The 22,758-nt window shown below is 48.1% G+C and carries 20 protein-coding genes; 7 read left to right on the forward strand and 13 right to left on the reverse strand.

Features of this window, described 5'->3' with window-relative positions; all coding sequences use genetic code 11:
• Positions 1-136 precede the first annotated feature (136 nt).
• Complete coding sequence (locus JO375_RS20265; RefSeq protein WP_229526160.1) at positions 137-421, reverse strand: hypothetical protein; 285 nt, start codon at positions 419-421, stop codon at positions 137-139.
• Between the two features lie 72 nt (positions 422-493).
• Complete coding sequence (locus JO375_RS20270; protein WP_229526161.1) at positions 494-838, reverse strand: YlbF family regulator; 345 nt, start codon at positions 836-838, stop codon at positions 494-496.
• 160 nt (positions 839-998) lie between these two features.
• On the opposite strand from JO375_RS20270, the gene JO375_RS20275 reads away from it, so the two are divergent.
• From JO375_RS20275 to JO375_RS20300, 6 genes are read left to right on the forward strand one after another with little or no spacing between them, the layout of a single operon-like run.
• Complete coding sequence (locus tag JO375_RS20275) at positions 999-2,369, forward strand: YheC/YheD family endospore coat-associated protein (RefSeq protein ID WP_229526162.1); 1,371 nt, start codon at positions 999-1,001, stop codon at positions 2,367-2,369.
• A gap of 43 nt (positions 2,370-2,412) precedes the next feature.
• Entirely contained in the window at positions 2,413-3,567 is a 1,155-nt protein-coding gene (locus JO375_RS20280; protein ID WP_229526163.1) for a YheC/YheD family endospore coat-associated protein, read from the forward strand.
• 12 nt (positions 3,568-3,579) lie between these two features.
• Positions 3,580-4,950 carry a YheC/YheD family endospore coat-associated protein gene (locus tag JO375_RS20285; protein ID WP_229526164.1) on the forward strand — a complete coding sequence of 457 codons (1,371 nt, stop codon included), beginning with the start codon at positions 3,580-3,582 and terminating at the stop codon, positions 4,948-4,950.
• A complete protein-coding gene (locus tag JO375_RS20290; RefSeq protein WP_229526165.1) occupies positions 4,947-6,056 on the forward strand; it encodes a YheC/YheD family endospore coat-associated protein in 1,110 nt (369 codons plus the stop codon). Before JO375_RS20285 ends, JO375_RS20290 begins: the two co-directional genes overlap by 4 nt.
• A 16-nt stretch (positions 6,057-6,072) precedes the next feature.
• Entirely contained in the window at positions 6,073-6,588 is a 516-nt protein-coding gene (locus tag JO375_RS20295) for a GNAT family N-acetyltransferase (RefSeq protein ID WP_229526166.1), read from the forward strand.
• Positions 6,570-7,736, forward strand: a complete 1,167-nt coding sequence (locus tag JO375_RS20300; protein ID WP_229526167.1) for a YheC/YheD family endospore coat-associated protein — start codon at positions 6,570-6,572, stop codon at positions 7,734-7,736. The genes JO375_RS20295 and JO375_RS20300 overlap by 19 nt, the downstream gene beginning before the upstream one ends.
• Before the next feature lie 81 nt (positions 7,737-7,817).
• On the opposite strand, the gene JO375_RS20305 is transcribed toward JO375_RS20300, so the two are convergent.
• The 9 genes from JO375_RS20305 to JO375_RS20345 form a co-directional block, all read right to left on the reverse strand.
• On the reverse strand, positions 7,818-8,519 hold the full coding sequence (locus tag JO375_RS20305) for an HAD family hydrolase (protein WP_229526168.1): 702 nt from the start codon (positions 8,517-8,519) through the stop codon (positions 7,818-7,820).
• Between the two features lie 133 nt (positions 8,520-8,652).
• On the reverse strand, positions 8,653-11,490 hold the full coding sequence (locus JO375_RS20310) for a methyltransferase domain-containing protein (protein ID WP_229526169.1): 2,838 nt from the start codon (positions 11,488-11,490) through the stop codon (positions 8,653-8,655).
• A 400-nt stretch (positions 11,491-11,890) separates the two neighbouring features.
• Entirely contained in the window at positions 11,891-12,460 is a 570-nt protein-coding gene (locus JO375_RS20315) for a manganese catalase family protein (protein ID WP_229526170.1), read from the reverse strand.
• A gap of 33 nt (positions 12,461-12,493) precedes the next feature.
• Entirely contained in the window at positions 12,494-12,985 is a 492-nt protein-coding gene (locus JO375_RS24850) for a spore coat protein CotJB (protein WP_322098762.1), read from the reverse strand.
• Position 12,986: 1 nt separating this feature from the next.
• Complete coding sequence (locus JO375_RS20325; protein WP_229526171.1) at positions 12,987-13,211, reverse strand: spore coat associated protein CotJA; 225 nt, start codon at positions 13,209-13,211, stop codon at positions 12,987-12,989.
• A gap of 191 nt (positions 13,212-13,402) precedes the next feature.
• Positions 13,403-14,755: a hemolysin family protein gene (locus JO375_RS20330; RefSeq protein ID WP_229526887.1), complete on the reverse strand. Its 1,353-nt coding sequence runs from the start codon at positions 14,753-14,755 to the stop codon at positions 13,403-13,405.
• A gap of 138 nt (positions 14,756-14,893) precedes the next feature.
• Positions 14,894-16,024 carry a radical SAM/CxCxxxxC motif protein YfkAB gene (gene yfkAB / locus JO375_RS20335; protein WP_229526172.1) on the reverse strand — a complete coding sequence of 377 codons (1,131 nt, stop codon included), beginning with the start codon at positions 16,022-16,024 and terminating at the stop codon, positions 14,894-14,896.
• A 97-nt stretch (positions 16,025-16,121) separates the two neighbouring features.
• Complete coding sequence (locus JO375_RS20340) at positions 16,122-17,282, reverse strand: HD-GYP domain-containing protein (RefSeq protein WP_229526173.1); 1,161 nt, start codon at positions 17,280-17,282, stop codon at positions 16,122-16,124.
• On the reverse strand, positions 17,251-18,690 hold the full coding sequence (locus JO375_RS20345) for a bifunctional metallophosphatase/5'-nucleotidase (RefSeq protein ID WP_229526174.1): 1,440 nt from the start codon (positions 18,688-18,690) through the stop codon (positions 17,251-17,253). Before JO375_RS20345 ends, JO375_RS20340 begins: the two co-directional genes overlap by 32 nt.
• Positions 18,691-19,002: 312 nt before the next feature.
• On the opposite strand from JO375_RS20345, the gene JO375_RS20350 reads away from it, so the two are divergent.
• Positions 19,003-20,067, forward strand: coding sequence for an HD-GYP domain-containing protein (locus JO375_RS20350; RefSeq protein ID WP_229526175.1), 1,065 nt, complete (start codon positions 19,003-19,005; stop codon positions 20,065-20,067).
• Positions 20,068-20,242: 175 nt separating this feature from the next.
• Here JO375_RS20350 and JO375_RS20355 read toward each other — a convergent pair whose 3' ends face one another.
• Together JO375_RS20355 and sufB are read right to left on the reverse strand one after the other, a co-directional pair.
• A complete protein-coding gene (locus tag JO375_RS20355; RefSeq protein ID WP_229526176.1) occupies positions 20,243-20,605 on the reverse strand; it encodes a YmaF family protein in 363 nt (120 codons plus the stop codon).
• 754 nt (positions 20,606-21,359) lie between these two features.
• Positions 21,360-22,757 (reverse strand): Fe-S cluster assembly protein SufB, encoded by a 1,398-nt coding sequence (gene sufB / locus JO375_RS20360; RefSeq protein WP_229526177.1) that lies wholly within the window; start codon positions 22,755-22,757, stop codon positions 21,360-21,362.
• Position 22,758: the final 1 nt, after the last annotated feature.

The following is a 22,758-nucleotide window of genomic DNA, read 5'->3' on the forward strand; positions in this document are numbered from 1 at the left end:
TCCCTGCCCCCTCAGCTCCTACAAAATAAAACATCCGCTAGAGATACTCTCTCTACCGGACATTCCTGCCTCGGACATGGCAAAAAGCGATCCCCCTTTTAATCAAGGGACCGCTTCTTTACCGTGCTTGGAAAATTCACAGCATGCTGCCTTTGTCTGTTTTATTATCCCACTTCATCTGCCACTGCTGCATTTTGGCCCGCCGCACACGATCCAGCATCTTGAGCTTCTCCTCATCAACACCCAGCAAAAAATGGAGGTTAGCCCCGATGATCAGCAGCGCAAAAAGTACCCAAAAGATCCCAAAGCCATTGACCCAGTTCAAACCGCCTGCAAGCGAGATGCGCGGTAATGCAACAAACACCATAGCCAGCGCAATCAGTGTGTACAAACCGTGTTTCCATTTTTTAAGTGAACCCAATCGTACCCCTTCCTCTCCCTGTGACTCTATGTATCTAGTCTATGAGCGGACAGGAAGGAATATGAGACAAACTTACATAGACGAACCGTACAAATGTTGAAGGCTGTCCGAAATAATTTTGTTAACGTCCTCAATGATCACACTCAGGCGGCGCTCAGCGTCGAACAAACGACGGATATTGAGGTTCAGACTGAGGACTTCGAACAGCTTTTCCATCTTTTCCATTTCTTCCTGCGCCGGCATATCGCCGCTCATCATTCGTTGCTGAACTTCCATTTGGCGCTGACGGAAATCATCGAGCATTTGCTTGGCTTCCGGGTCCGCTTCAATCAGCTTCATGGCTGCCGTAATTTCCTCCACCTCTTTGCTTTCCTTTAATGCTTTAGCTAAATCATGGGCTTTGTCATAGATATTCATAATGTTTCATTCCTCCAAACAAGTTCGTGTTTAAGATTTCACATTGTCCGTCAATCACCAAGGGATATATGTCCTCATATGATAAATCAGTGCTATTACAGCCCATTACGTTTCCCGTTACTTTCAAGACATCAAGTTGCTGCCCGGAAGGAGATCCACGATGTCCATCAAAAAAACAACGATTCAAATCATCGGATCGGGCATCTTGCAGGATGATGTACTCATGGTCGGCGAGTCCTTACTCCGCAGATGGAAAATATCCGCAGGCCACCCCGTTCAGCTCGCCTTCGGTTCGTTCCGCCAGGAGGTTACCGTCATTTCGGTGCCCCGCTACAGCGGTCTACGTGTGGGAAGCGTGCTGGCCCGTAAAATGGGTATTCAATCCAATTGTGAGCTGCGAGTAACCTACAGCCGAGGCCGCCGGACACTTCGAGTGGGCCCGCTTATTAGCGTGCTGGTCAGCCGGGACTATCCCGAACAGCCCGATAAGCCCTTCGGGCCAATCACCCTGTTCTGCCATGAACTGGTCGGGGAATGTCGCAGACAAGGAGCATATGTGTATTTCTTCACCCCGGAGCATATCGGACGCCAGCCCGGTCGGGTTCAGGGATGGGTGTACGACGGAAGCTGGAAAAAGGCGGCCATGCCTGTTGGCGATGTCGTCAATAACCGACTTACCTCTCGCAAACTCGAGAACAGAACTAGCGTACAGCATTTCATGAAAGAAGTAAAATCGCAATACGGGACAACTATTTTTAATGAAAAGTTTCTGGATAAGAATGAAGTGTTTGATGCGCTTAAATCTAACGCTTCCCTGCGCAAGTATTTACCCGAGTCTCACTTGCTGCAAACCCTGGCCGTATTCAAAAAAATGTGCACCCAGTATCCCGCCATTTTTCTTAAGCCAGTTCGCGGGAGTCTGGGCAAAGGCATCATGCGGATTAACAAGCAAGCGGACGGTACCTTTACCACGCTGGCTACGACAGCGGGGACACCCCGCAAGAAAACGTATGCCAGTGTCGAGAAGCTGTACAAAAGCCTGGCCGAAAAAATGAAAACAACACGCTTTCAGGTGCAGCAGGGACTCACCCTGATTGATCACGGTAAGCGTCCGGTCGATTTTCGTGCGCTCGTGCAAAAAAATGCAACCGGGGCTTGGACGGTGACCTCCATTGTGGCCCGGATTGCCGGGGGGAGCCACTTTGTATCCAATCTGGCGCGAGGCGGCACGCTGAGTACGGTCAAAGAAGCGCTGGCTAAAACTACATTGCCCGCGGCGATCAAATCGACTGGCCCTCACTTGCTCAAGACAGCAGCCCTGAATATCGCAAGCGGAGTTGAGAAGGCGATCCCCGCCCATTTTGCGGAATTTGGTATTGATCTGGCCATCGACAACACAGGCCGCATCTGGCTGCTGGAGGTCAATTCCAAACCGTCGAAAAATGACAATACTCCATTAAATGATCAGAAAACCCGTCCGTCCGTGAAAAAAATGATTGATTATTGCTGTTATTCAGCCGGTTTCAAATGAATTTCACTCTTCCAGAGTCCGGCTGCCAAAGGAGCTGTTGTCGGTGTCTCTTGTCGTGCCAGGCACGCTGGGCGTGCTCGTTAGCCGGAATCAGACCGCCGTCCCCCCCATAACCGAAGCTGATTTTTGCCGCAGGCTAAGCTTATTGGGCAGGCGTTCCGGTCTCCGTGTATTGGCGTTTACCGCCGAAGGAGTTTCACCTGAAAATCATTCTATACGAGGTTATGCTTATCGTAACGGAGTGTGGGCATCCGGTCGCTTTCCCCTGCCGGATATCGTGTATAACCGCTGTTTCCATGTTCATGAGAGCCAGCATGTGGGACACAAGCTGAAAGACATGGCAAAGCAGAAGTCACGCAAACTCCTCTACTGGTCGCGCAACTTGCCCGGCAAGTGGCAGGTATACCGCGCTCTGCACGCGGTAGATGAGGTGCGTCCCTTTGTCCCGCCTACGGTACCTTACCGAGACACGGGTCAGCTTGCAGAATGGCTGCGCCGCCATTCGAGGCTGTTTATGAAGCCGCAGGCCGGAACACACGGAAAGGGAACGCTGTATCTCCACCTGGCGGAAGGAGAACGAAGACTGCTTGTACGGGGCAGAGACTCCCGAAACCGCCCGTTCCGGCGTTTGTTTTCCGAGCTGGATGCAGGCTTGACTTGGATCAACGGGATAGCACACAAACGCGCCTACATCGTGCAGCCTTATTTGAAATTAACGAGCCAAAGCGGCCATCCCTTCGATGTCCGCGCACTCCTGCAAAAGGACGGCCACGGCCTCTGGTGCCTGACGGGCTTTGCCGTGAGAGAAGGCAGGAAAGGAACTCTGACTTCCAATCTGCACGGTGGAGGCAAAGCGCATCCGGCAGAGCTTTACCTTCGTGAACAATTTGGCGTAGACAGCACACGTCTCATCATGGAGCAGATGCTAAAGCTGTCCCTGACCATTACCGGGGCGCTGGAGGAACGATATGGCCGCCTTGGCGAGCTGGGAATTGATTATGGTATTGATCGGGATGGGAACATCTGGCTATTGGAGGTTAATTCCCGGCCTGGTCGGGCTTCCTTTTTTCAGATCCGCGAGCCGGAGTGTGCTTTTCGGTCGATCAACCGCCCACTCGAGTATGCCCGATATTTAATGACCCAATCCAAAGCGACGGGGCCGCAGGGCGCGGGTGCCTCCCTTGAACATACGGTATAGGAGGATAAACAGATGAGTCTAACGCATTGTAATGTGCATTTCTCGCAGCAGCCCGACAAGGTGGCTTATATATCCACCACCTTGTTGAAAAGCCTTAAATTATCCGGAGCCAAGTCCATTCGCCTGCGACTCGGTAAGGATCAGATTCCCGCCACCATAAAACCGATTCAAAAAACGGGTCGTCATTTATACCTGACCTCCGGCTTGCGTAATGCAATCCGTGTACCCAAAAGCGGGCCCATCAATTTGCGGAATCAGGACGGCGAAGTACAGCTAGGGCCGTTGATTGGAGTGCTGTCTGACGGCACCTCCTCCACCACTCGCCCTTTTGGATCACGCACGACCTTTATTAAGCAACTGCTGAAGGAGGGCAGCAAAAAATCTTATATTTTTGCCTTCACCCCTCGGGATATCAACTGGCAAAATGATACGATTAACGGCTATTTTCTGTCATCCAACGGGGGTTTCACCCGTAAACACGTATCTCTGCCGGATGTAATTTATAATCGTTTACCGAGCCGCCGTGCTGATTTTTCACCCACAATTAATCAGTTGCGCGAACGGTTTTCCCGCAAACGGATTCCTTTTTTTAACTGGAGCTTTTTTAATAAATCAGATATCTATCATCTGCTGGAAAGCAATCCGGAAGTCAACCGCTATGTCCCTGAGTCCTATATGAATCCCAGTTCTGAACGAATCCGAAGCATGCTGGAGCGTCATCAATTTGCTTATTACAAGCCAAGCGGAGGCAGTCTTGGCAAAGGGATCTACCGGCTTTCCCATGTGCCCAAGCAAGGTTATTTTGTAAGGTACCGTAAAAAAAATGGCAATGTATTGCTGCGCTTTAACTCTTTTAACTCTATGCTCCGCATGCTTCACTCCAATCAGGGCCAGACGTTAAAAGGCTACGTCATTCAGCAGGGAATTCAGCTGATCGAGATTGACAATTGCCCGATTGATTTCCGGTTTCACATGCACAAGAACGGCAATAACCAATGGGTCGTCGTCGGAATTGGAGCCAAAAAAGCCGGACGTGGCAGTGTCACGACTCATATTAAAAACGGCGGCTCCCTGATGACACCGGAGCAAGCGCTGGAACGGGTATTTGGAGACCGGGCGGACGAGGTGCTTTCGCGTGCCAAAAATGCAGCGGTTACGCTTGCGGAAGCCATTGAGAACCATCACCAGCATCTGCTGGGTGAAATCGGCTTCGATCTGGGGATTGATCAGCAGGAGAAGGTATGGATGTTTGAAGCCAACTCCAAGCCCGGTCGATCCATTTTCCAGCATCCATCTTTGCGTGCGGAGGGTAAAGCATCCGTGGAGCATATTTTAGACCACTGCCTTTACCTCAGTAAATTCCGCAGAAAAGAGGAACTATGAAAACTCAGGCGGAGCAAAAACCAGTCGTTGCTGTATTGACCGTGCACGACGAGGGGCAATTCTTCAAAGGGAATCAGCGTAACTTTAGGGATATCCTTGAAACAGGAACACGGATGGGCTACCAGGTGTACATCGTTACCGTCAGGGACCTGAAGCTGACAGCTGAAACGGTCAAGGGCTATATCTTCAACAAAAGCCTACAAACGTGGGAGGAGCAAAATTTCCCGCTTCCACAGGTCATTTATAATCGTATCCCTTACCGCAAATATGAGCTAAAACCTTCTGTTCGCACAAAGCTGGAGGAGATTTCACACACTTCTGGCGTCGAGCTGTACAATCCGGGCTTTTTTAACAAGTGGGAATTGTTCAAATGGCTGCGTGCCTCGGAATCCACTCGTCAGCTCGTTCCGGCAACCAAACGGTTAAACAGCCTGTCTTCCTTGGGCAAGATGCTGTCTGCGTATCCCTACCTGTATCTCAAGCCGGAAAATGGCAAGGCCGGAAAGGGGATTATGATTCTCAAATTTCGGCCAGAGCATCTAATGGCCTACAGGCTGACCATTCAGCATGATAAAAAAAGCGTAACCTACAAATCCGTGTCCTTATCCCAGCTGTGGGGACGTATCCGCCGGGAAGCAGCGAATTCACCTTATATCATTCAGCAAGGTATCGAGCTGGCAAACTATCAGAAAAAACCGTTTGACCTGCGTATTCTGATACAAAAAAATGCCCGCGGCTCGTGGAGCGTTACCGGAATTGGTGCCAGACTGGCAGGTAAAGGAAGCATTACAACCCATGTCCCGCGCGGTGGCAGTGTGGAGGACCCGTTTAAACTCCTCTCCTCTATGTTTGGACTGGAGGAAAGCGCGGATTTGATGAACAGAATTAAAGGAACAGCCACTCAGATTGCACGTCAAATCGAGCGTGCCTCCGGCCTCTCTCACGGCGAAATGTCCATGGACTTGGGCGTGGATACGAATGGAACTCTCTGGTTTTTTGAAGCCAATGCCAAACCAATGAAGTTCGACGAGCCGGAAATCCGTCAAAAATCGCTTAGACGCATATTCCAGTACAGCTCCTTTTTGGTCGGACGAATGAAATCATGATCAAGGAAGTGGAATCATGCCGGAAATTAGTGATGTTCAACATTTGCCCACCCGGAGCTGGCTGCTAAGACGACGGCAATTACTGTTTCTCGCCCGCAGTTCAGGCGGCATGCGTATTACTCGCAATGCTCTGCGGCAGTTGGCCGTCTTAACGCCGGAACAATTGGGCAATCCCGGCTCCTCTCTCCTGTGCGCATATGTGCGCACAGAGAAGGGGCTGAGGATTGCAGGGTTTTCCCTCGCTTTGAATTACGGGAAGGATGCATGCATCGTAATCGTTCGTCCGCTTTACCGGGGCCGCAGACTGGGTGCTAGACTGCTGTCCGCCCAGCTCAAACAGCTGCACCACCTGACGTGCAGCGTAGCCGCCGACAATATAGCCAGTCTCAAAACCTGTTTTCGCGCAGGGCTTGTTGCCACTGAAATGACGACTGGACCGACCGGAAAACCCACGCTGATATTTCGCGGAGAGTTAACCGAAGATGAGCAGACGGCAAAGGAAGGTGGAATGCTGTGCCAAAACCTGTCCTAGGCATTATGACTTTGTATTTGAACAATAAGAAGCAACTGGAGGAGCGCGATATATATGAGCTCATGATTACAGAAGGCAGAAAACTGGGGCTGGAAATATTTGTGTTCACTCCTGCAGATGTGCATAAGAGCCACAGACTTCTCCTTGCCCAACTCTATGACCCACACAATGGGAAATGGACTCGAAAATGGCAAAGATTCCCGGATATGATTTTTGATCGCTGCCGGGTACAGCGTAGTGAGCGGTTTCGTCAATTGAAGCAATTTCGGTTGAAGTATACTGACCTGGTCTATTTAAACCGACCGCTCAGCAATAAATGGGCCATCCATCAGCAGCTTTCGAAAAGGGCTGCCTTTCGCCCCCATCTGCCTGCGACCGAGCTGTTCAAAGGATTCCATAGCGTAAAGCGAATGCTCAAGCAAAATTCACTGGTGTACCTCAAACCGATTAACGGCACAGGAGGACGCGGGATTTTGCGTATTGAGCCCGTAAAAAAGCAAGGGGGCCTATATTTAGTTGAAGGTCGCAATCACAAACGCCATATCATTCCCCAGCAGCGGGTCCGGCTGGACCGTCTTGAGCCGCGTCTGCACAATTGGAACATGGATGACTACATTGTTCAGCAAGGCATTCCTGTACAGCTGCCGAATGGCCGGGTCCACGATTACCGCATGCTGGTACAGAAAAATGGCCAAGGAATATGGGAATTAACCGGGTGTGCCGGACGGATTGGGGCGCATCGAAGCGTCACCTCCAACCTCCATGGCGGAGGCAGGGCAGTGCCGATGAATCAACTGCTGGCCCAGTGGATTCAGGCTGAAGATCATAGAGAGAAAATCATCAAGCAGGGGGAAAAGCTCGGTCTGGATATTGCTGCTTATCTGGAGGAAAGCTACGGAGCCTTGTGTGAACTTGCACTTGATTTGGCAATCAGCAAGGACGGTCATATTTACGTGCTGGAGGTCAATCCGAAGCCGGCCCGCGAGGTGTTTTCACGTATTGGCGAAAAGGAGACCTACCGCCGCGCTATAGCCAGACCCATGGAATACGCCTTGTGGGTCTACAACACACAGATTAATCCCAAGCCGCAGATGGATACCAAATCAGAAGATGGAGCAGAGAATAAGGCAAAGGAAGGCTCCGCGTAAAGTGGCTGCCTTCCTTTGTTTTGTTTCTTAAGGTATATGACGCATCAAACGTATTTATAACCAGCAATCAGTGGTGCGTCCTTACTCGGCGTTTTTATACAGCGTAAGCAGTTGCGTGAAGTCCGTAATAATCGCATCGGAACCCTTCAACTCGTCGTTCACGCCAAATCCGGCATAAGCGCAGCCGATAACCGTCTGCCCGTTCTTTTTTCCCGCTTCCACATCAGAGGAGCGGTCTCCGACCATCCATATGTTTGAAATATGATGCTTGCTGAGCAAAATTTTCAGCAAATCCACCTTGGAAAGCGTGCTGTACTCCCCGGCGCTGTACAATCCTTCAAAGATGGGCACCATTTCATAAGCAGCAGCGATCCCCTTTACATAATCCTCCAGTCCGTTACTTGCGACAAACAACCGAACCCCCTGCTCATGTAGGACCTGAAGCGTTTCTTTAACATGCGGATACAGCGCATGATTTCCGTTTTCCAAGCCTTCCAGCTCCAGCTGAAGCAACAGCTCGTCTGCTCTTCTATGGGCTGCTTCGCTGGCCTCCGGCATCACTCTTCTCCAGATTTCATCCAGCAGCATGCCCAAGCTATTCAAAATAAGCTCTTCGGGAGGAGTCTCCCCTTTATAAAGCCCTTCGGTCCGCAGCTTATCAAACAGCTTGTGATACGCAGGAAGCAGCAGCGTCTCTGTCTGAAAAAGGGTTCCGTCCATATCAAATACCATAGCCTCAGGTTTCTTCAACACAGGTGCATTGTTCATGTAGTTATCAGTCATTCCTTTCCTATGTAGGTTTACAACTTCAACCCCTCTCATGATAAGCAATAAGAGAGGTCTGTGTAAACCTCATAGCCCATACCGATAATCAAACATCAGCAGAAGCATCCCGTCATCCCGCAGGCGTCAATGATCAAATGGCTCTTGCGACACAGCAGAGTTCATGTCCCCGTTTTTCGCCTTGAAGTTTGGCCAGCAGCCCCATTTGTTCCGTAAAGTCAAGTTCACCGTACAACGGATGGGCTTGCAGTAAAGCATCCAAATCAGCGGGAAGCTGGCGGGTAAACAAAGACACCGGACGGAAGCCTGCCTTCTCCAGCAGAAGCGCCAGCGTATGCTCCGAATAATGATACAAATGATCTTTCTCCGTAAATATAGGTGAATAAGCTCCGTAAGCCTCATTGGTAAATGAGTTTTTGTTCGGCACTGTAATATACAACGTCCCGTCAGGCTGAAGGTGTTCGCGTAAATCTGCCAAAAAGGCGATCGGATCCGCAATTTGCTCTAGTACATGCCAGCATGCAACGGCCTCGAATGGGTTATCCAAGGATAAGTCCATCTCCTCCTCTGTTGTTGGAGCTTCATTCATTTCCCGTATTTCACTGATTTTTTGCGTTTCCAACGCTTCTTGTGTTAGAGTGATTTTTTTAATTTTATCGCTCCAGTAACCTGCCAATAAATCTACGTCATATTTGTGTTTGGCATAAGCACGCGAGTCAAGAGAAGGCTCAATCCCCACGGCATCCCATCCGCTTTGAAGCGTGGCATGGATAAATTCTCCCGTTCCTGATCCAATTTCGAGCAATCTCCCTTTACCCGGACTGAACATATCCAGCAGCATAACTCCAAAAAGAGCATAGTCCCCGTAGGTTGAAGCCTCAGCACTATCCCGCATGTCAACCCATTTGGCATTATAAATCTCTGCAATCATCTCCTCAGACTGTATACGATCTACATCATGGCGGAAAACCAATCCACAGGACCCGCACCCCAGCAATATAAAATGCTTATATCGATGAAATACGCCTGTTTCAGACGAGCCGCATAATTTGCACTTCACGCCCTGCACTGCTTCTTTTCCCTGCCCTTTTTCCTTCTCATAAAAGGTGTCCTTTGTTTCCTCCAGGATATCCGGCTCCGGATCACTTTCAACCTGAACACTAGCGACCTTGACGACCTCCTCAGTAATAGCGTGATGGATATCTTCGTGCTCAGAGGCCGGTCCGTCCTCTATATTCTTGCTATCCTGATCCACCCAAAGCGTAAGCCGGGGATTGGGGTCCAAAATCGATTCGTATTGTTCTTTCCAGCCATAACGAGCATTCGGGTCCAGGAGTTGATACCGCTCAAGTTTAGCTGCGCGAATAGCAGGTGTATACCATCCCCAATGCTGGATGCGATAGTTGCTGATCTCACTGGGAAGGTCCAGCACATTATCGGGAAATCTCCCGCAATGCAAGGATTGCTCCTTCCATTTATAAGCAAACCCTTCCTTGTATCGAATTAAAAATGGACGATAATACCGATGGGCCTGCCAATATTCATCATCGCGATAATGTGTGGCAGACCACATGTCATACAGCCTGAAGCAAATCGCATCGGCTTTCGTTCCTTCTAACAAAGAGTGCACCCCTTGAGCAAACCGGGATTCGAACATTTCATCAGCATCCATATTCAAAATCCATTCCGGGGAGGAGAATAACGTCTCTCTCCACTGCTGCTTCCGCAATCCTGCTTCATTTGTCAAAGAGGCTGTTTCATTCCGAATCAAACGCAGCGGAATCCCTTTCAAAAGCTCCCGGCACAATTCACCGCTGCCGTCCTGGCTGCCGTCATCAATAATGACCGCTTCATCAATGTATTCCCGGTGACTTCGGAGCACATCTGAGAGCTTCTGCTCCGCCTCATTGTACACCGTCATGCTCAGCGTCAGTTTGGGCCTGGAGACAGGAGGTGTATGAAGCTCACTTTGTCGTGGTCCGGAAAATGCTTGCGGCACGCCAAATGAATCTGCAGTGTACTTGGCAAAGACAGCAGACTCACGGAGATCATCCGGTATAACTGAAGCTTCAGTGAACTCAGGCGTTTCTGATGATGTGGATTGATTGAAGGACGGGGAATGGTCTGGAGAATCCGGGAAATCTGCATGAGCAGCTTTCGAAGTAAAATAGCTTAAAGCAGAAAGTAACTGCTCAGCCTTCACCCGATCCGTTTCCTGATACAGGTGCATGGCCGGATAATGCGTATCTACAAAAAGTGGAAATCCATATGCAGCCGCCCGAATACAAAAATGTCGATCTTCTCCCCAATAGGAAACATTTTTGATTTTACCGAAGTGAACTCCCGCTTCCAGCGCCCGTCTGCGGATCAAGGTGCAGGCGCCCAGACCGCCTACCTCATACAAGCCCGGAACATGTAGCTGATGTAAAAAATGCAGCTCGCGGTGTGCTCGCTCCTCTGCTGATAATACTTCACCTTCTTCGCGGTGAAACAGATTATATTCGTCACTGACCCACACCTGAGGTAGCGGAACCCCCTCCGGATGCCATCGTGTCCAGAAAATCTCGGATACAATATCCTTCTCCGTCTCTACCAGCCTGCACAAGGTCTGGGAATGGAGAACCAGGTCTGAATCGACCAAAAATAGTGCGTCATAATCATGCTGCAGCGCATAATCAATGAGACGATTTTTGAAGCCGGCCACTTTCCAGACGAGAGCAGGCGGCCAATAGTGCGTGTGCTCATTGCTGCGGTTCTCCATTTGCGGCAAGCCTGTCAGCATGGGCAGAACCTGGCCCGGCAGTCGATCGGCAAAATCGATAAGCCACTGGCTGGAGGCCGGGTTATCATTGTCATCGACAAACAAATAATCTGGCGGTACGTCAGGTGCTTTCAAACGTTCCAATGCTTGAAGAAATAAAATCAAAATTTCAGGTTTCTGGTGCACCGGGCTGCCGATAAGTATACGCATGTGTCAACGCCTCCATCCAGTGTAAAATACGTTCCTGACCGCACGCACTAATTCCAAATCTTCATGCCTCCCCCCGTGTGTCAGACCTTGACTTTCTAAATTTATTAAAGTCCGGTTGAATTTATGATCAACATCCAGCCACTGCTCGCTCCATCGGATTGCCACATAATGAGCAAGCCATCCCAATAAAATAGGGATTATACCAACTTTCCACGGAGGGGCAAAAAGCATGGTCACCGTCAGCTTATGCATGACCATCCTACTCATCCGAGCGTTGTATATAACGAGCAGTATTTTGCACGACTAGAACAGGGATGAGGAAAACAGAATCGTTTTCCTCCAAAGAAAAAAGCCTCCTGCAAGCCTTGAGCTTGCCAAGAGACATCAGATATCTATTTCCTCAAAATACTTTCTTCCGGTCCCGTTCCCCCTTTAAAATTTCCACAGACTCGCGGAAACGCAGCGAATGGATGATTTCGCGCTCACGCAAAAACTTCAAGCTATCCTGCAAATCCACATCATCTGTCAGATCAATCAGCCACTGGTATGTAGCTCTCGCCTTTTCCTCTGCCGCAATGTCCTCATACAAATCGGCGATCGGATCGCCTTTGGCCTGAATATAGGTCGCTGTAAAGGGAACTCCACCTGCGTTTTGGTAAAATAACGCACGGTCATGTGCCGCATAATGTTCGCCCAGACCGACCGCTTTCAATTGCTCCACACTCGCATCCTTTGTCAGCTTGTAAATCATCGTCGCAATCATCTCGAGATGGGCAAATTCCTCCGTTCCGATGTCATTCAGTACTCCAATGACCTTATCGGGAATTGTATATCGCTGATTCAGGTAACGCAAAGCTGCGGCGAGCTCCCCATCCGCTCCTCCATACTGCTCCATGAGCAACTTGGCCATGTGAGGATCACATTTACTTACACGTACGGGATATTGCAGCTTTTTTTCATATATCCACATTCATGTTCCTCCTTTATCAAAGGTTGTACCTGCCTATACCTGCCACGGCCAAGGGGACTGATTCCACTCCCAAGGGTATTTGGAATAGGCACGGCCAAAGTTCTGCAAAGGTCCATAGAGGAGCTGATACTCGTTAGCAATCGCAGTTCTTTCTCGTGTGAGCTTATTGAACTGTTCAATGGCCTGCAAATCATCCGGGTGCGTATTGAGATACAAATTCAGCTCCACCAGCACAAAATCCACCGCTTGGAGCTTCTCCAATAACGCATAAAACTGGGCATCCCCCGCTTTGGTATGGGGCGTAAAGCCCGGGGCCGGGTCTCTGGCTTGATTGTAGTCCTGGGCTTGGCTCTGATACTGGTTTTGGCTTTGATACTGGTTTTGGCTTTGATACTGGTTTTGATATTGGTACTGATATGGATTGGAATAGGGACTATGGTATTGATTCTGCTGTTGATGCTGGTTTTCTTGCTCGTGTGGCTGTTGAGACTGGCTGTGGGTCTGACCCTGATTTGGATGTTCCATGTTACTCGCCTCCCCCCTGATTTCTCTTAGGCTGATAAGGGCTGAAAAGCAAAGGCCATAACGTTCCTCTCGTCAGCGCCTCTTCCGGACTGAATTGCGGCAGGCCAGGGGGCTGAAAGGATAAAAACAGATTGGGTGGTAACACATAAGTCTTGCACAGTACGGGCGGGCACGGATCGAACGGACCGACAAACGGTGCAAACTCACCTTGCTGGGGAAATTTCACGGGCCAGGACCTCCTTTGATTGATCCATCTGCTTTACTATTCAACATATGCCGTATCGCCCAAGTCTCGAACAAGAATTTACAGATAAAAAAAAGAACCTTCAAGCCACAGCACGTGGATTCAAAGGCTCCTTCTTTATCCTTCTATAATAACTTACATACCTGTATCGACCCGCATCTATTTTATCGGGATCAGGAGTCGGTAGTAAGCTCATCTTCAATCACAGGTTCAGGCTTGCGGTGAATCTTAACTCTCATAATACGAAGCCTGGTTGCTTCTTCCACCTCAAAGGTCAGGTTATAAAACTCTATTTTCTTTCCCTTCACCGGGCTGCCCTCCAATTCCTTGAACAGCCAGCCGCCGATAGAATCGACCTCGTCATCTTCAATGTTCACACCTGTCAAGTCATTGACATCCTCAATGAGCATACGGCCGTCTACAGAAATGAAGTTTTCTTTCATTTCTACGCTCGGGCGCTCATCCTCAAACTCGTCATAAAGGTCACCGACGATTTCCTCTAATATTTCCTCTGCTGTCAGTAATCCGGCCGTTCCGCCGTACTCATCCACCACAAGTGTCATTTGGGAATGCTTTTTCTGCATAAGACGGAGCACGTGACTCACTTCCATCGACTCCGGTACATTTAAAATAGGACGTACTACCGAGGTTATATCCAGTTCTTCCCCTTGCTCCGCTAAAAGGAGATCCGTAATATGAACAAAGCCAATAATCTGGTCTTTATCCTCAACCGCTACCGGGTAGCGAGAATGCTTGGTATCACTGATGATTTTCACATTTTCCTTGAACGATAAGTTTGTGTACAAACAATCCATATCCGTACGGGGCAGCATAATTTCACGGGCAAGCAAGTCGGAAAAATCGAATATATTATCCATTAGCTTGATTTCATCCTTGTCAATCACACCGCTTTTGGCGCTCTGGTTCATCAATATCCGAATCTCTTCCTCCGAATGCGCCGCTTCAGCTTCACTTGCTGGCTCAATGCCGAAGGTCCGCAGCAGTAAATTCGCAGCCGCATTCAACAACCAGATTACAGGCAAAAAAATCTTGTAAAAGAGCAGCAAAGGAGCTGATAAAAATAGCGCCACTCCTTCGGTTTTCTGAATCGCCAGAGACTTTGGAGCCAGTTCGCCCAATACAATATGCAAAAAGGTAATGACGCAAAATCCGACGACAACAGACACTGTTGTAATCAGTCTACCGTCTGTTACACCGAGGGTATACATGAGCGGCTTAACCAGATATTCGGATACCGCCGGTTCACCGATCCAGCCCAAGCCCAATGAAGCCAACGTAATGCCTAGTTGGGTGGCGGACAAATACGCATCCAGCTTTTGGTTCACCTTCAGCGCATAGCCTGCCAGGCGATGACCCTCGCTTTGGAGCTGCGTCAATCGGGATTGGCGCATTTTGACCAGCGAAAACTCTGCGGCCACAAATACACCATTGAGAAAGACAAGCAGCAGTACCAAGAGGAGATTCACAACTAGCAATCCCCAATGAAACTCGGTATGACCTTCCAATACGAACTCCCCATTTCTTATAGATAGCATTTGGCATCATAGGACTTGCATAGCTTCATCGTGAAATAATCATGCAAATTAAAGCATTTCAATCTTGAAATGCCGATTGGAAGCCGCGAATGAAATGATGCAGAATGCCTAAAGATCTAATGCTTTTCTTGATTTAAAATCCATGCCCTTGTAATACATATCCGCAACGAGCAGATTCGGTCCGCAGCAAGCAGCAGCATCACAATGACAGTTGACGGTCTGATTAAGCGGGTGCTCATTCAGCCATTCATCGAAGATTTCGTCCAGATCTCGCTCTTGAATGTTTCCAAAAGCAGGGATATCTGCAAAATCCGTCACATATACGCTGCCCGTGAACATATTCACATTAACGCGGTTCCTCCCGTCTGGATCATTACGAACCGTAACATTCCGTTCCTGGCGCAGACGACGAAGCAGCTTGCGGTCTTCCTCCTGGTCAGAGCAAGCAAAGAGAGGCAGCGTACCAAATAACATCCACATATCCTGGTTACGAACATCCAGCAGTTTATGGATAGCATTGCGCATATCATCCAGTGAGAGCACGGGCAGGGCAGAGGCAAAATTGGAAGCGTACATCGGATGAACCTCATGCCGTCGGCAGCCCATTTCATTGATTAACTGATGAATGCCGTCCAGCTTCATGTGTGTCCGATAGTTGATCATGGATTCAGCGGAAATGAACATTCCCATCTCGCTTAGCTTACGGGCATTCTCCACCATTTTCTCATAGAGGCCCACAGCACCCGCGCGAGGAGCCGGACGTCCGGTATTTGCAAAACCCACTTCATAAAAATCGTCCGCATTCAAATAATTAAACGATATATGCATGACATCCAGATAAGGAAGCATCTTCTCATATCTGCGGATATCCAATGTCAGATTGGAGTTAATTTGCGACCGGATGCCGCGCTCCCTGGCGTATTTCAGTAGTGGAACGATCACTTCGTCGACCGTTTTATCAAGCAAGGCAGGTTCTCCGCCCGTAATACTAATGGTCTGCAGATGTTCGACCTCATCCAACCGTCTCAGCATCAAATCTAGCGGAAGGAATGGAGCCTCCTTCGTGACTAGCATGTCGCCAACAGCACAATGCTCACAGCGCATATTGCACAGATGCGTCACGGTCATTTCCACACTCGTCAGCAAATGACGGCCATGTGAACGCAGCGAGACAATCGGGTCCCACGGATCATACGCTGGCGATATTTGGGGAAGTGTGTCGTTTTGTAGAACTGTCATTATGTTTTCACCTTATTTCTGTTATTAACCTAAAAAAACGTATAAATATCATATCATGATGTGTAAAGCGTCTGCATGTTCTCATCCATATTTTTCGCTAATCTACATATATTCCTTCGAGAGGGACAACGCTAGCCCCCAGTGTATTTATAATCATAACTGAAAGGGATATAGACAAATCCACATCGTAAGGTGCTTTCAGCTCCTGTCCATCCCGGTCTCTCACAATCCGAATAACAGGCCTTTGTGGAATTTTGGGATGTATACGTACTACGACACCCTCTTCGCCTGTATTGAGTACCACAGAGAGTCCCAGGGGGTAAATCGCCACACAGTCACGAAAAGCTTCCAGCATCCGCTGCTCATACAGCGTACCTGCACCGGCGTACAGCACCTCCATCGCTTCATAAGGCAGCAAGGCCTGCTTGTATATCCGGCTTGCAGTCATTGCATCGTATGAGTCCACCAGACCGATCCATTTTGCATATTCATGGATTTGGTCCTTCTTCCAACCGTTCGGATATCCGCTGCCGTTGATACGCTCATGATGCTGTAATGCACAGTGAGCTGACAGCAAGGGAATCCCCGGTTCATCTTTAAGGAGCTTGTAGCCGATCACCGTATGAGTCTTCATATGCTCATATTCCTCATCCGTCAATTTGCCCGGCTTATACAGCACTTGAGGAGAAATTTTCATTTTTCCAATATCGTGCAGCATTGAACCTATTCCCAGCTCCATCAGTTGGTTGTTATTGTAGCCGTTGGCTATTCCCAGTACAAGCGAATACAGGCATACGTTTAATGAATGATGATACAAATCTTGATCCGCTGCCCCGATATCCATCAGCATAATGATCGCATCCTCGCGGCTTCCGATATCGTCCAGGATGGATTCCATCACCTTATAAAAAGATTTCCCCAAATAGTTAGGTCTATGATCTACGGAATAGGATGACAACCCCTGAAACTGTTTTTTGATCTCCTGTAACGCCTCGGCTCTGGTCTGTTCATGGATCATTTCAGGAATTACGATATCTTCGGTCACCGCATCCTCAATGTATACATATCCAATACCAACTTGACCTAGACGTTCAATCAATCGCGAAGTAAGCTCAACACCTTCCGAGAGCAGCACCATTCCATTTTCATTGTATATTTTTTTGCCCAGCTTCATGCCGGCTCTCAATAATGTAACAGGTACCAGTCGCAGCTTAATCCTCTCCCGATTATTTTGATACCTGAAGCCACCTAGCAGCAAAACACTCTTCCATCGCGCCCGGACGCTTCAACTCCATTTCAATCAAATCCCGTAAAAATTGTGGAAGCATAAATCGGAGCTCCGATCCGTTAGCAAGCACCTCATAACCTGCTCTGAAAGTGAACATATCCAGCGTACCGACCGTATATTCCTCATGCTCTTCCAATATATAACCCGCTACACGAAGGTCCGTGATCCGGTCATAAGGAGCACGGTCCGGATCATACTGTATCTCCAAACCAGCAACACATATCGTGCCAAGCACTTTACCTCGAAAACCAAACCCCATCATTGGTTTGTTCGCAAATTCAGGCAATAAGGACTGCTCCAGCGCCAGCCGAATATCTCTTCCCCGCAGCTTCATAATACAGGCATTAATCGGCGAAGGGCATAAGGAATGCAGCATGCCTTTGCTGATATCCCCCTCTGGCAGCGGACCGAGCAGTTGCCCCGCATTAACCAGCGCAATGGCTGTTCCTGTAAAGTGCGACACGGATTGTGCCAGCAAATTCCCGAAGGGAGACTCCTGATCATATGCAATCCCCAGTTCCCGATCCGTCACGGCTACCGTGCGCTCCAAGGCACGCTCTGCTTGTCTGCGACGAAGCACGATGGCTGAAGCTACTTTTTCATCTAGCAGCGCAGTATCCACGGGAATTACACCGCCTGACGCAACTCGAAACCGTTCCTGACTACTGCTGCGTGTTAGTGTCACTTTACCCAGCAGCGTCCCAAACTTCCCCGCTCCACATAAAGCTGTGTCACCAATCCAAAGCGGTTTCTCCAGCACATGATGGGTATGGCCTCCAAGAATGACGTCAATTTCAGGAAATTGAGCCGCTAATTTCTCATCGAAAGGCAAACCCAGATGCGACATCACAACCAAAATATCAACCTGTTTTCTCAGTGCTGCGATCTGCTCTCCCAGTACCTCGAACGGATCAAGAGCATCCCAGCCCAGCAACTGATAAAACTCCGTAAAAGGAGCCGTCACGCCAAGCAAACCGACCTTGATTCCTGCTTTGTCCAAAATTAAAGTTGGCTTCATCCACGAAGGACTCTCCCCCGTGGCACTTTCTATCATATTGCCGCATACGACCGGACAGTGAATTCCCGCATAGGCTTGTTCAATGATATCCGGGGTAAAAGTTAGCCCTTCGTTGTTGCCGATCGTAATCGCATCGTATCCTGTTAAATTGATAACATCCACATTTGCCCCACCCAGCGTTCCTTCCGTTGCTGGGGCCATCCGGTCCATGTGGTCTCCTATATCCAGTACGAGCAGCGCATCCCCTAATGCGGCTCTTTGTTCCTCAATCATTGCGGCTATCGAAGGCATACTGCCAAAACGACTATGAATATCGTTCGTATGCAAAATGGTCAACGTTTGCCGAGTCGTCATCTCCATAACCGCCCTCCTCTACTTCATATATCGACTTTGGAGCTTCTAATGTTTAAGCATACCATTTTCTTAAGTATTATGGTACAGGAGTGGATGGAGGCCATACTCGGCAAGTTGGCTTCACTACAAGCTTAGGTCATAAACGCAATGAAAAACATTAACATGACTTTCGTCTACAACTGAGCTGAACAAGTTCCAAGGACCTATTTTACAGGTTGGAATAATAGTAAATTAGTCGTTGTCATCCCATATAATTCTTGATATATTAGGGTTGTTTCGTATTTTCGACAAATTTGGACAACAAGGAGTTATCACATCATGAGAGTTCACGTTACCGATGCCAAGCCAGGAGATCGCCTTACATCCGATACATATAACAGGCACGGTGTGCCAGTCTTGATTCAGGGCACCGAGCTTCAACATGAGGATATTTCCAAACTCATCATGCACGGTGTTGATTATATCGACATTGATGATGGTTCAGCAGGCATCTCGGTTGACTTTGCCCCCGATGTTCCGGCTTCCCCCGAATCCCTCAAACGCGCCATCCCCCTCATAGAGCAGACAATCCACGGGTTTGAGAGCATGTTTCTCGAAGCTTCCGCTACTGGAAAATTTGATGAATCTCGAGTGGATGAGCTACTCGGTCCCCTCATTTCGGAGCTGACTCATCAAAAAGATGTCGTATCTATGCTGTTAATTATGGAACGGGGAGATCACTATACGTATAATCACTCTCTTCAGGTGGGTGTACTATCGTATTACATTGCCACATGGCTGGGATATACAGAAGAAGAGGCTTATATCGCAGGCAAAGCCGGTTATTTGCACGATATGGGCAAGTCCATGATACCAGATGAAATTTTGAATAAGCCTGATAAGCTAACGCCTGAAGAATATCAGGAAATGAAGAAACACACCCTCTATGGCTTTGATATTATTCGCAATTCGACCAGTGATGAGATTTCAGCCATCGTTGCCTTGCAGCATCATGAGCGCGAAGATGGAAGCGGGTACCCCCATGGGCTTCTCAAGGAAGAGATTCATCCTTTCGCCAGTATCACGGCTATTGCCGACGTGTACAGCGCTATGATTTCTGATCGTGTGTATCAGACGAGACAGGAATTGCTCACGGTATTGAACGAGCTGCATAGTATGAGCTTTGGACATCTGAATCCCGAGGCTACTCAGGTATTCATTCGACATATGCTTCCGAATTTTATTAATAAGCAGGTTCTTCTCACTACAGGCCAGACCGGAACGATTGTTCTGAACAATCCGGTGGACTACTTCAGACCACTCGTGAAAATTAGCGAAAATGAGTATATAGATTTGTCCAAAGAACGCCATGTGGCCATCATAGATATCTATCTAGAAACCTGACCTGCAACCGATGTCCGGGGTTACCTCGGTAGAACGAATTCTTCTGCCGAAAGTTCAGGCTGCACGAATGTAAAGAGGCTATCCTTGATCCGCAGGATCTTCCTGTGAAGGATGCCTCTTTTTATGTTATAGATAAATGCAATTCCATCCCTTTACAAGCCATTTCTGGAACGTATTAAACAAGCGGTTGCTGAATCAAAGTTGCAAAATTAAATTGGTGTACATGACCATCATTTAATGTAGTCTGGCCCGTAACAAAATGTACATGTTTACCATTTCCGACCGGAATAGCAGGTCCTGTTCTAATCTTTCTCAGATTATGAAAATGGTTCAAAAAATCAGTTTTCGTTAGATCAATTTCATGGATATGGCTTCTTCCTTGTCGAATTGCCTGCCCGGTTACACCTGCAAAGCGATGATTATGCCGATCTGCACCTTGCTCAGCCAGTTTGGTACTGCCTTCAAATTCATGCACATGCCTTTGTGTTTGTCTAGAAGAGATGCTTTTCTTCTTTACTGCAGTTTTATTCTTCTGCATCCGTTGCATGCCTCCTTAGGATTATGTGACATCACAACATCCTATTAAGCAAACATCTATTTGTGCTAGGTAACTATCCGCAATTCCAACCCTAATTTTATCTCCCCATTTCCTCCCTTCTCCGGTGCCCATCTTCACTTAACTATATTATTTTGGAATGCACTCTTATGATCTCAGACCACGTTTTTTAGGTAGAGCACAAGGTAATCTATATTATGTTAAGGAGTGGGAACGTGGACAGATTACTGCCTAGACAGATGCTTCTAAAAGGATAGAGTCTACAATCGGCAAATGGAGCATACACATTGATTCTTCAAGAGGATGGCAGTCTTGTATTATACAGTCGAGGAATAGTCCTATGGAGCAGTCGTACGAACGGCAGAGCAGTTAACTATGCAATCATGCAAACAGATGGGAATTTTGTTCTTTACAGATATCCAAATCCTGTATGGGCTACAGACACGAATGGCTGGGGCAATGCATTCCCTGTTGTACAGGACGTGGTAATGTCGTTATTTATGGTACAAAAGCAGCATGGGCAACGGGTACCAATAGACTTCACAGCAACTATCAATCCTCTTGATAGCCAATCATGCCATGCTGGTACAAATTAAAAATACGTGTCTGAGCATCTTGGATACACAAACGTCAAGGCCACCACAGACACGTATTTGTAGTTGTAATACAAAATTGAAAACGTTCCCTTACTTCTTATAAACGATATATCCAGTAATAAGAAAAGGGATGAAAGGCATTAACCAATAGAACCTTCCATTTCGAATTTGATCAAGCGATTCATTTCTACCGCATATTCCATCGGCAGCTCTTTGGTGAACGGCTCGATAAAGCCCATAACGATCATTTGCGTCGCTTCTGCTTCGGTCAAGCCACGGCTCATCAGATAGAACAGCTGATCTTCTGATACCTTGGAAACCGTCGCCTCGTGCTCAAGCGTAATATCGTCGTTCATGATTTCATTATAAGGAATCGTATCGGAGGTCGACTGGTTATCCAATATCAACGTATCACACTTGATATTCGATTTTGCACCCTGAGCCTGACGGCCGAATGAAGCCAATCCACGATACGTTACTTTACCGCCATGCTTACTGATCGACTTGGATACAATGGTAGAAGTGGTATCCGGGGCCAAGTGAATCATTTTCGCCCCTGCATCCTGATGCTGGCCTTTGCCCGCAACTGCGATGGACAAGACCATCCCTTTAGCTCCGCGGCCTTTTAGTACAACGGCCGGATACTTCATCGTCAGTTTGGAACCGATGTTGCCATCGACCCATTCCATCGTCGCATTTTCTTCCGCAACCGCACGTTTGGTTACCAGATTGTAGATGTTTGGTGCCCAGTTTTGGATCGTTGTGTAACGAACGCGTGCATTCTTCTTGCAAATGATTTCCACCACAGCGCTATGCAGCGAGTTTGTGCTGTAAATCGGAGCCGTACAGCCCTCTACATAATGCACAAAGCTGTCTTCGTCGGCAATAATAAGCGTGCGCTCAAATTGACCCATATTTTCCGAGTTAATACGGAAGTAGGCCTGCAATGGAATTTCACATTTTACGCCTTTAGGTACATAGATAAAGCTGCCGCCTGACCATACCGCACTGTTCAATGCTGCAAACTTGTTGTCCGCAGGAGGCACAACCGTTGCAAAGTACTCTTTCAGAATTTCAGGATGCTCACGCAACGCCGTATCGGTATCCATGAAAATAACGCCCTGTTCTTCCAGATCCTTTTGCATGCTGTGGTAGACAACCTCGGATTCATATTGTGCGGATACACCAGCCAAAAACTTTTGCTCCGCTTCTGGAATTCCCAGTTTATCAAACGTTTCCTTGATTTCTGCAGGAACCTCTTCCCATGTTTTTCCCTGTTTCTCGGATGGTCGCACATAGTACTGGATATCATCGAAATCCAGCTCATCCATGTCTCCGCCCCATTTAGGCATTGGCATCTTTTCAAACTGCTTCAATGCTTTCAGGCGGAATTCCAGCATCCAGTCCGGTTCACCCTTAATTTTGGAGATTTCCTTTACAATTTCCGGAGTGAGACCCTTACCTGTTTGGAAAATGGACTTGTGTTCGTCACGAAAGCCATATTTGTACTCTTCCATTTCCGGTGCTTTCTTGGCCATG

Source organism: Paenibacillus farraposensis, from assembly GCF_020736845.1.
Classification (GTDB): Bacteria; Bacillota; Bacilli; order Paenibacillales; family Paenibacillaceae; genus Paenibacillus; species Paenibacillus farraposensis.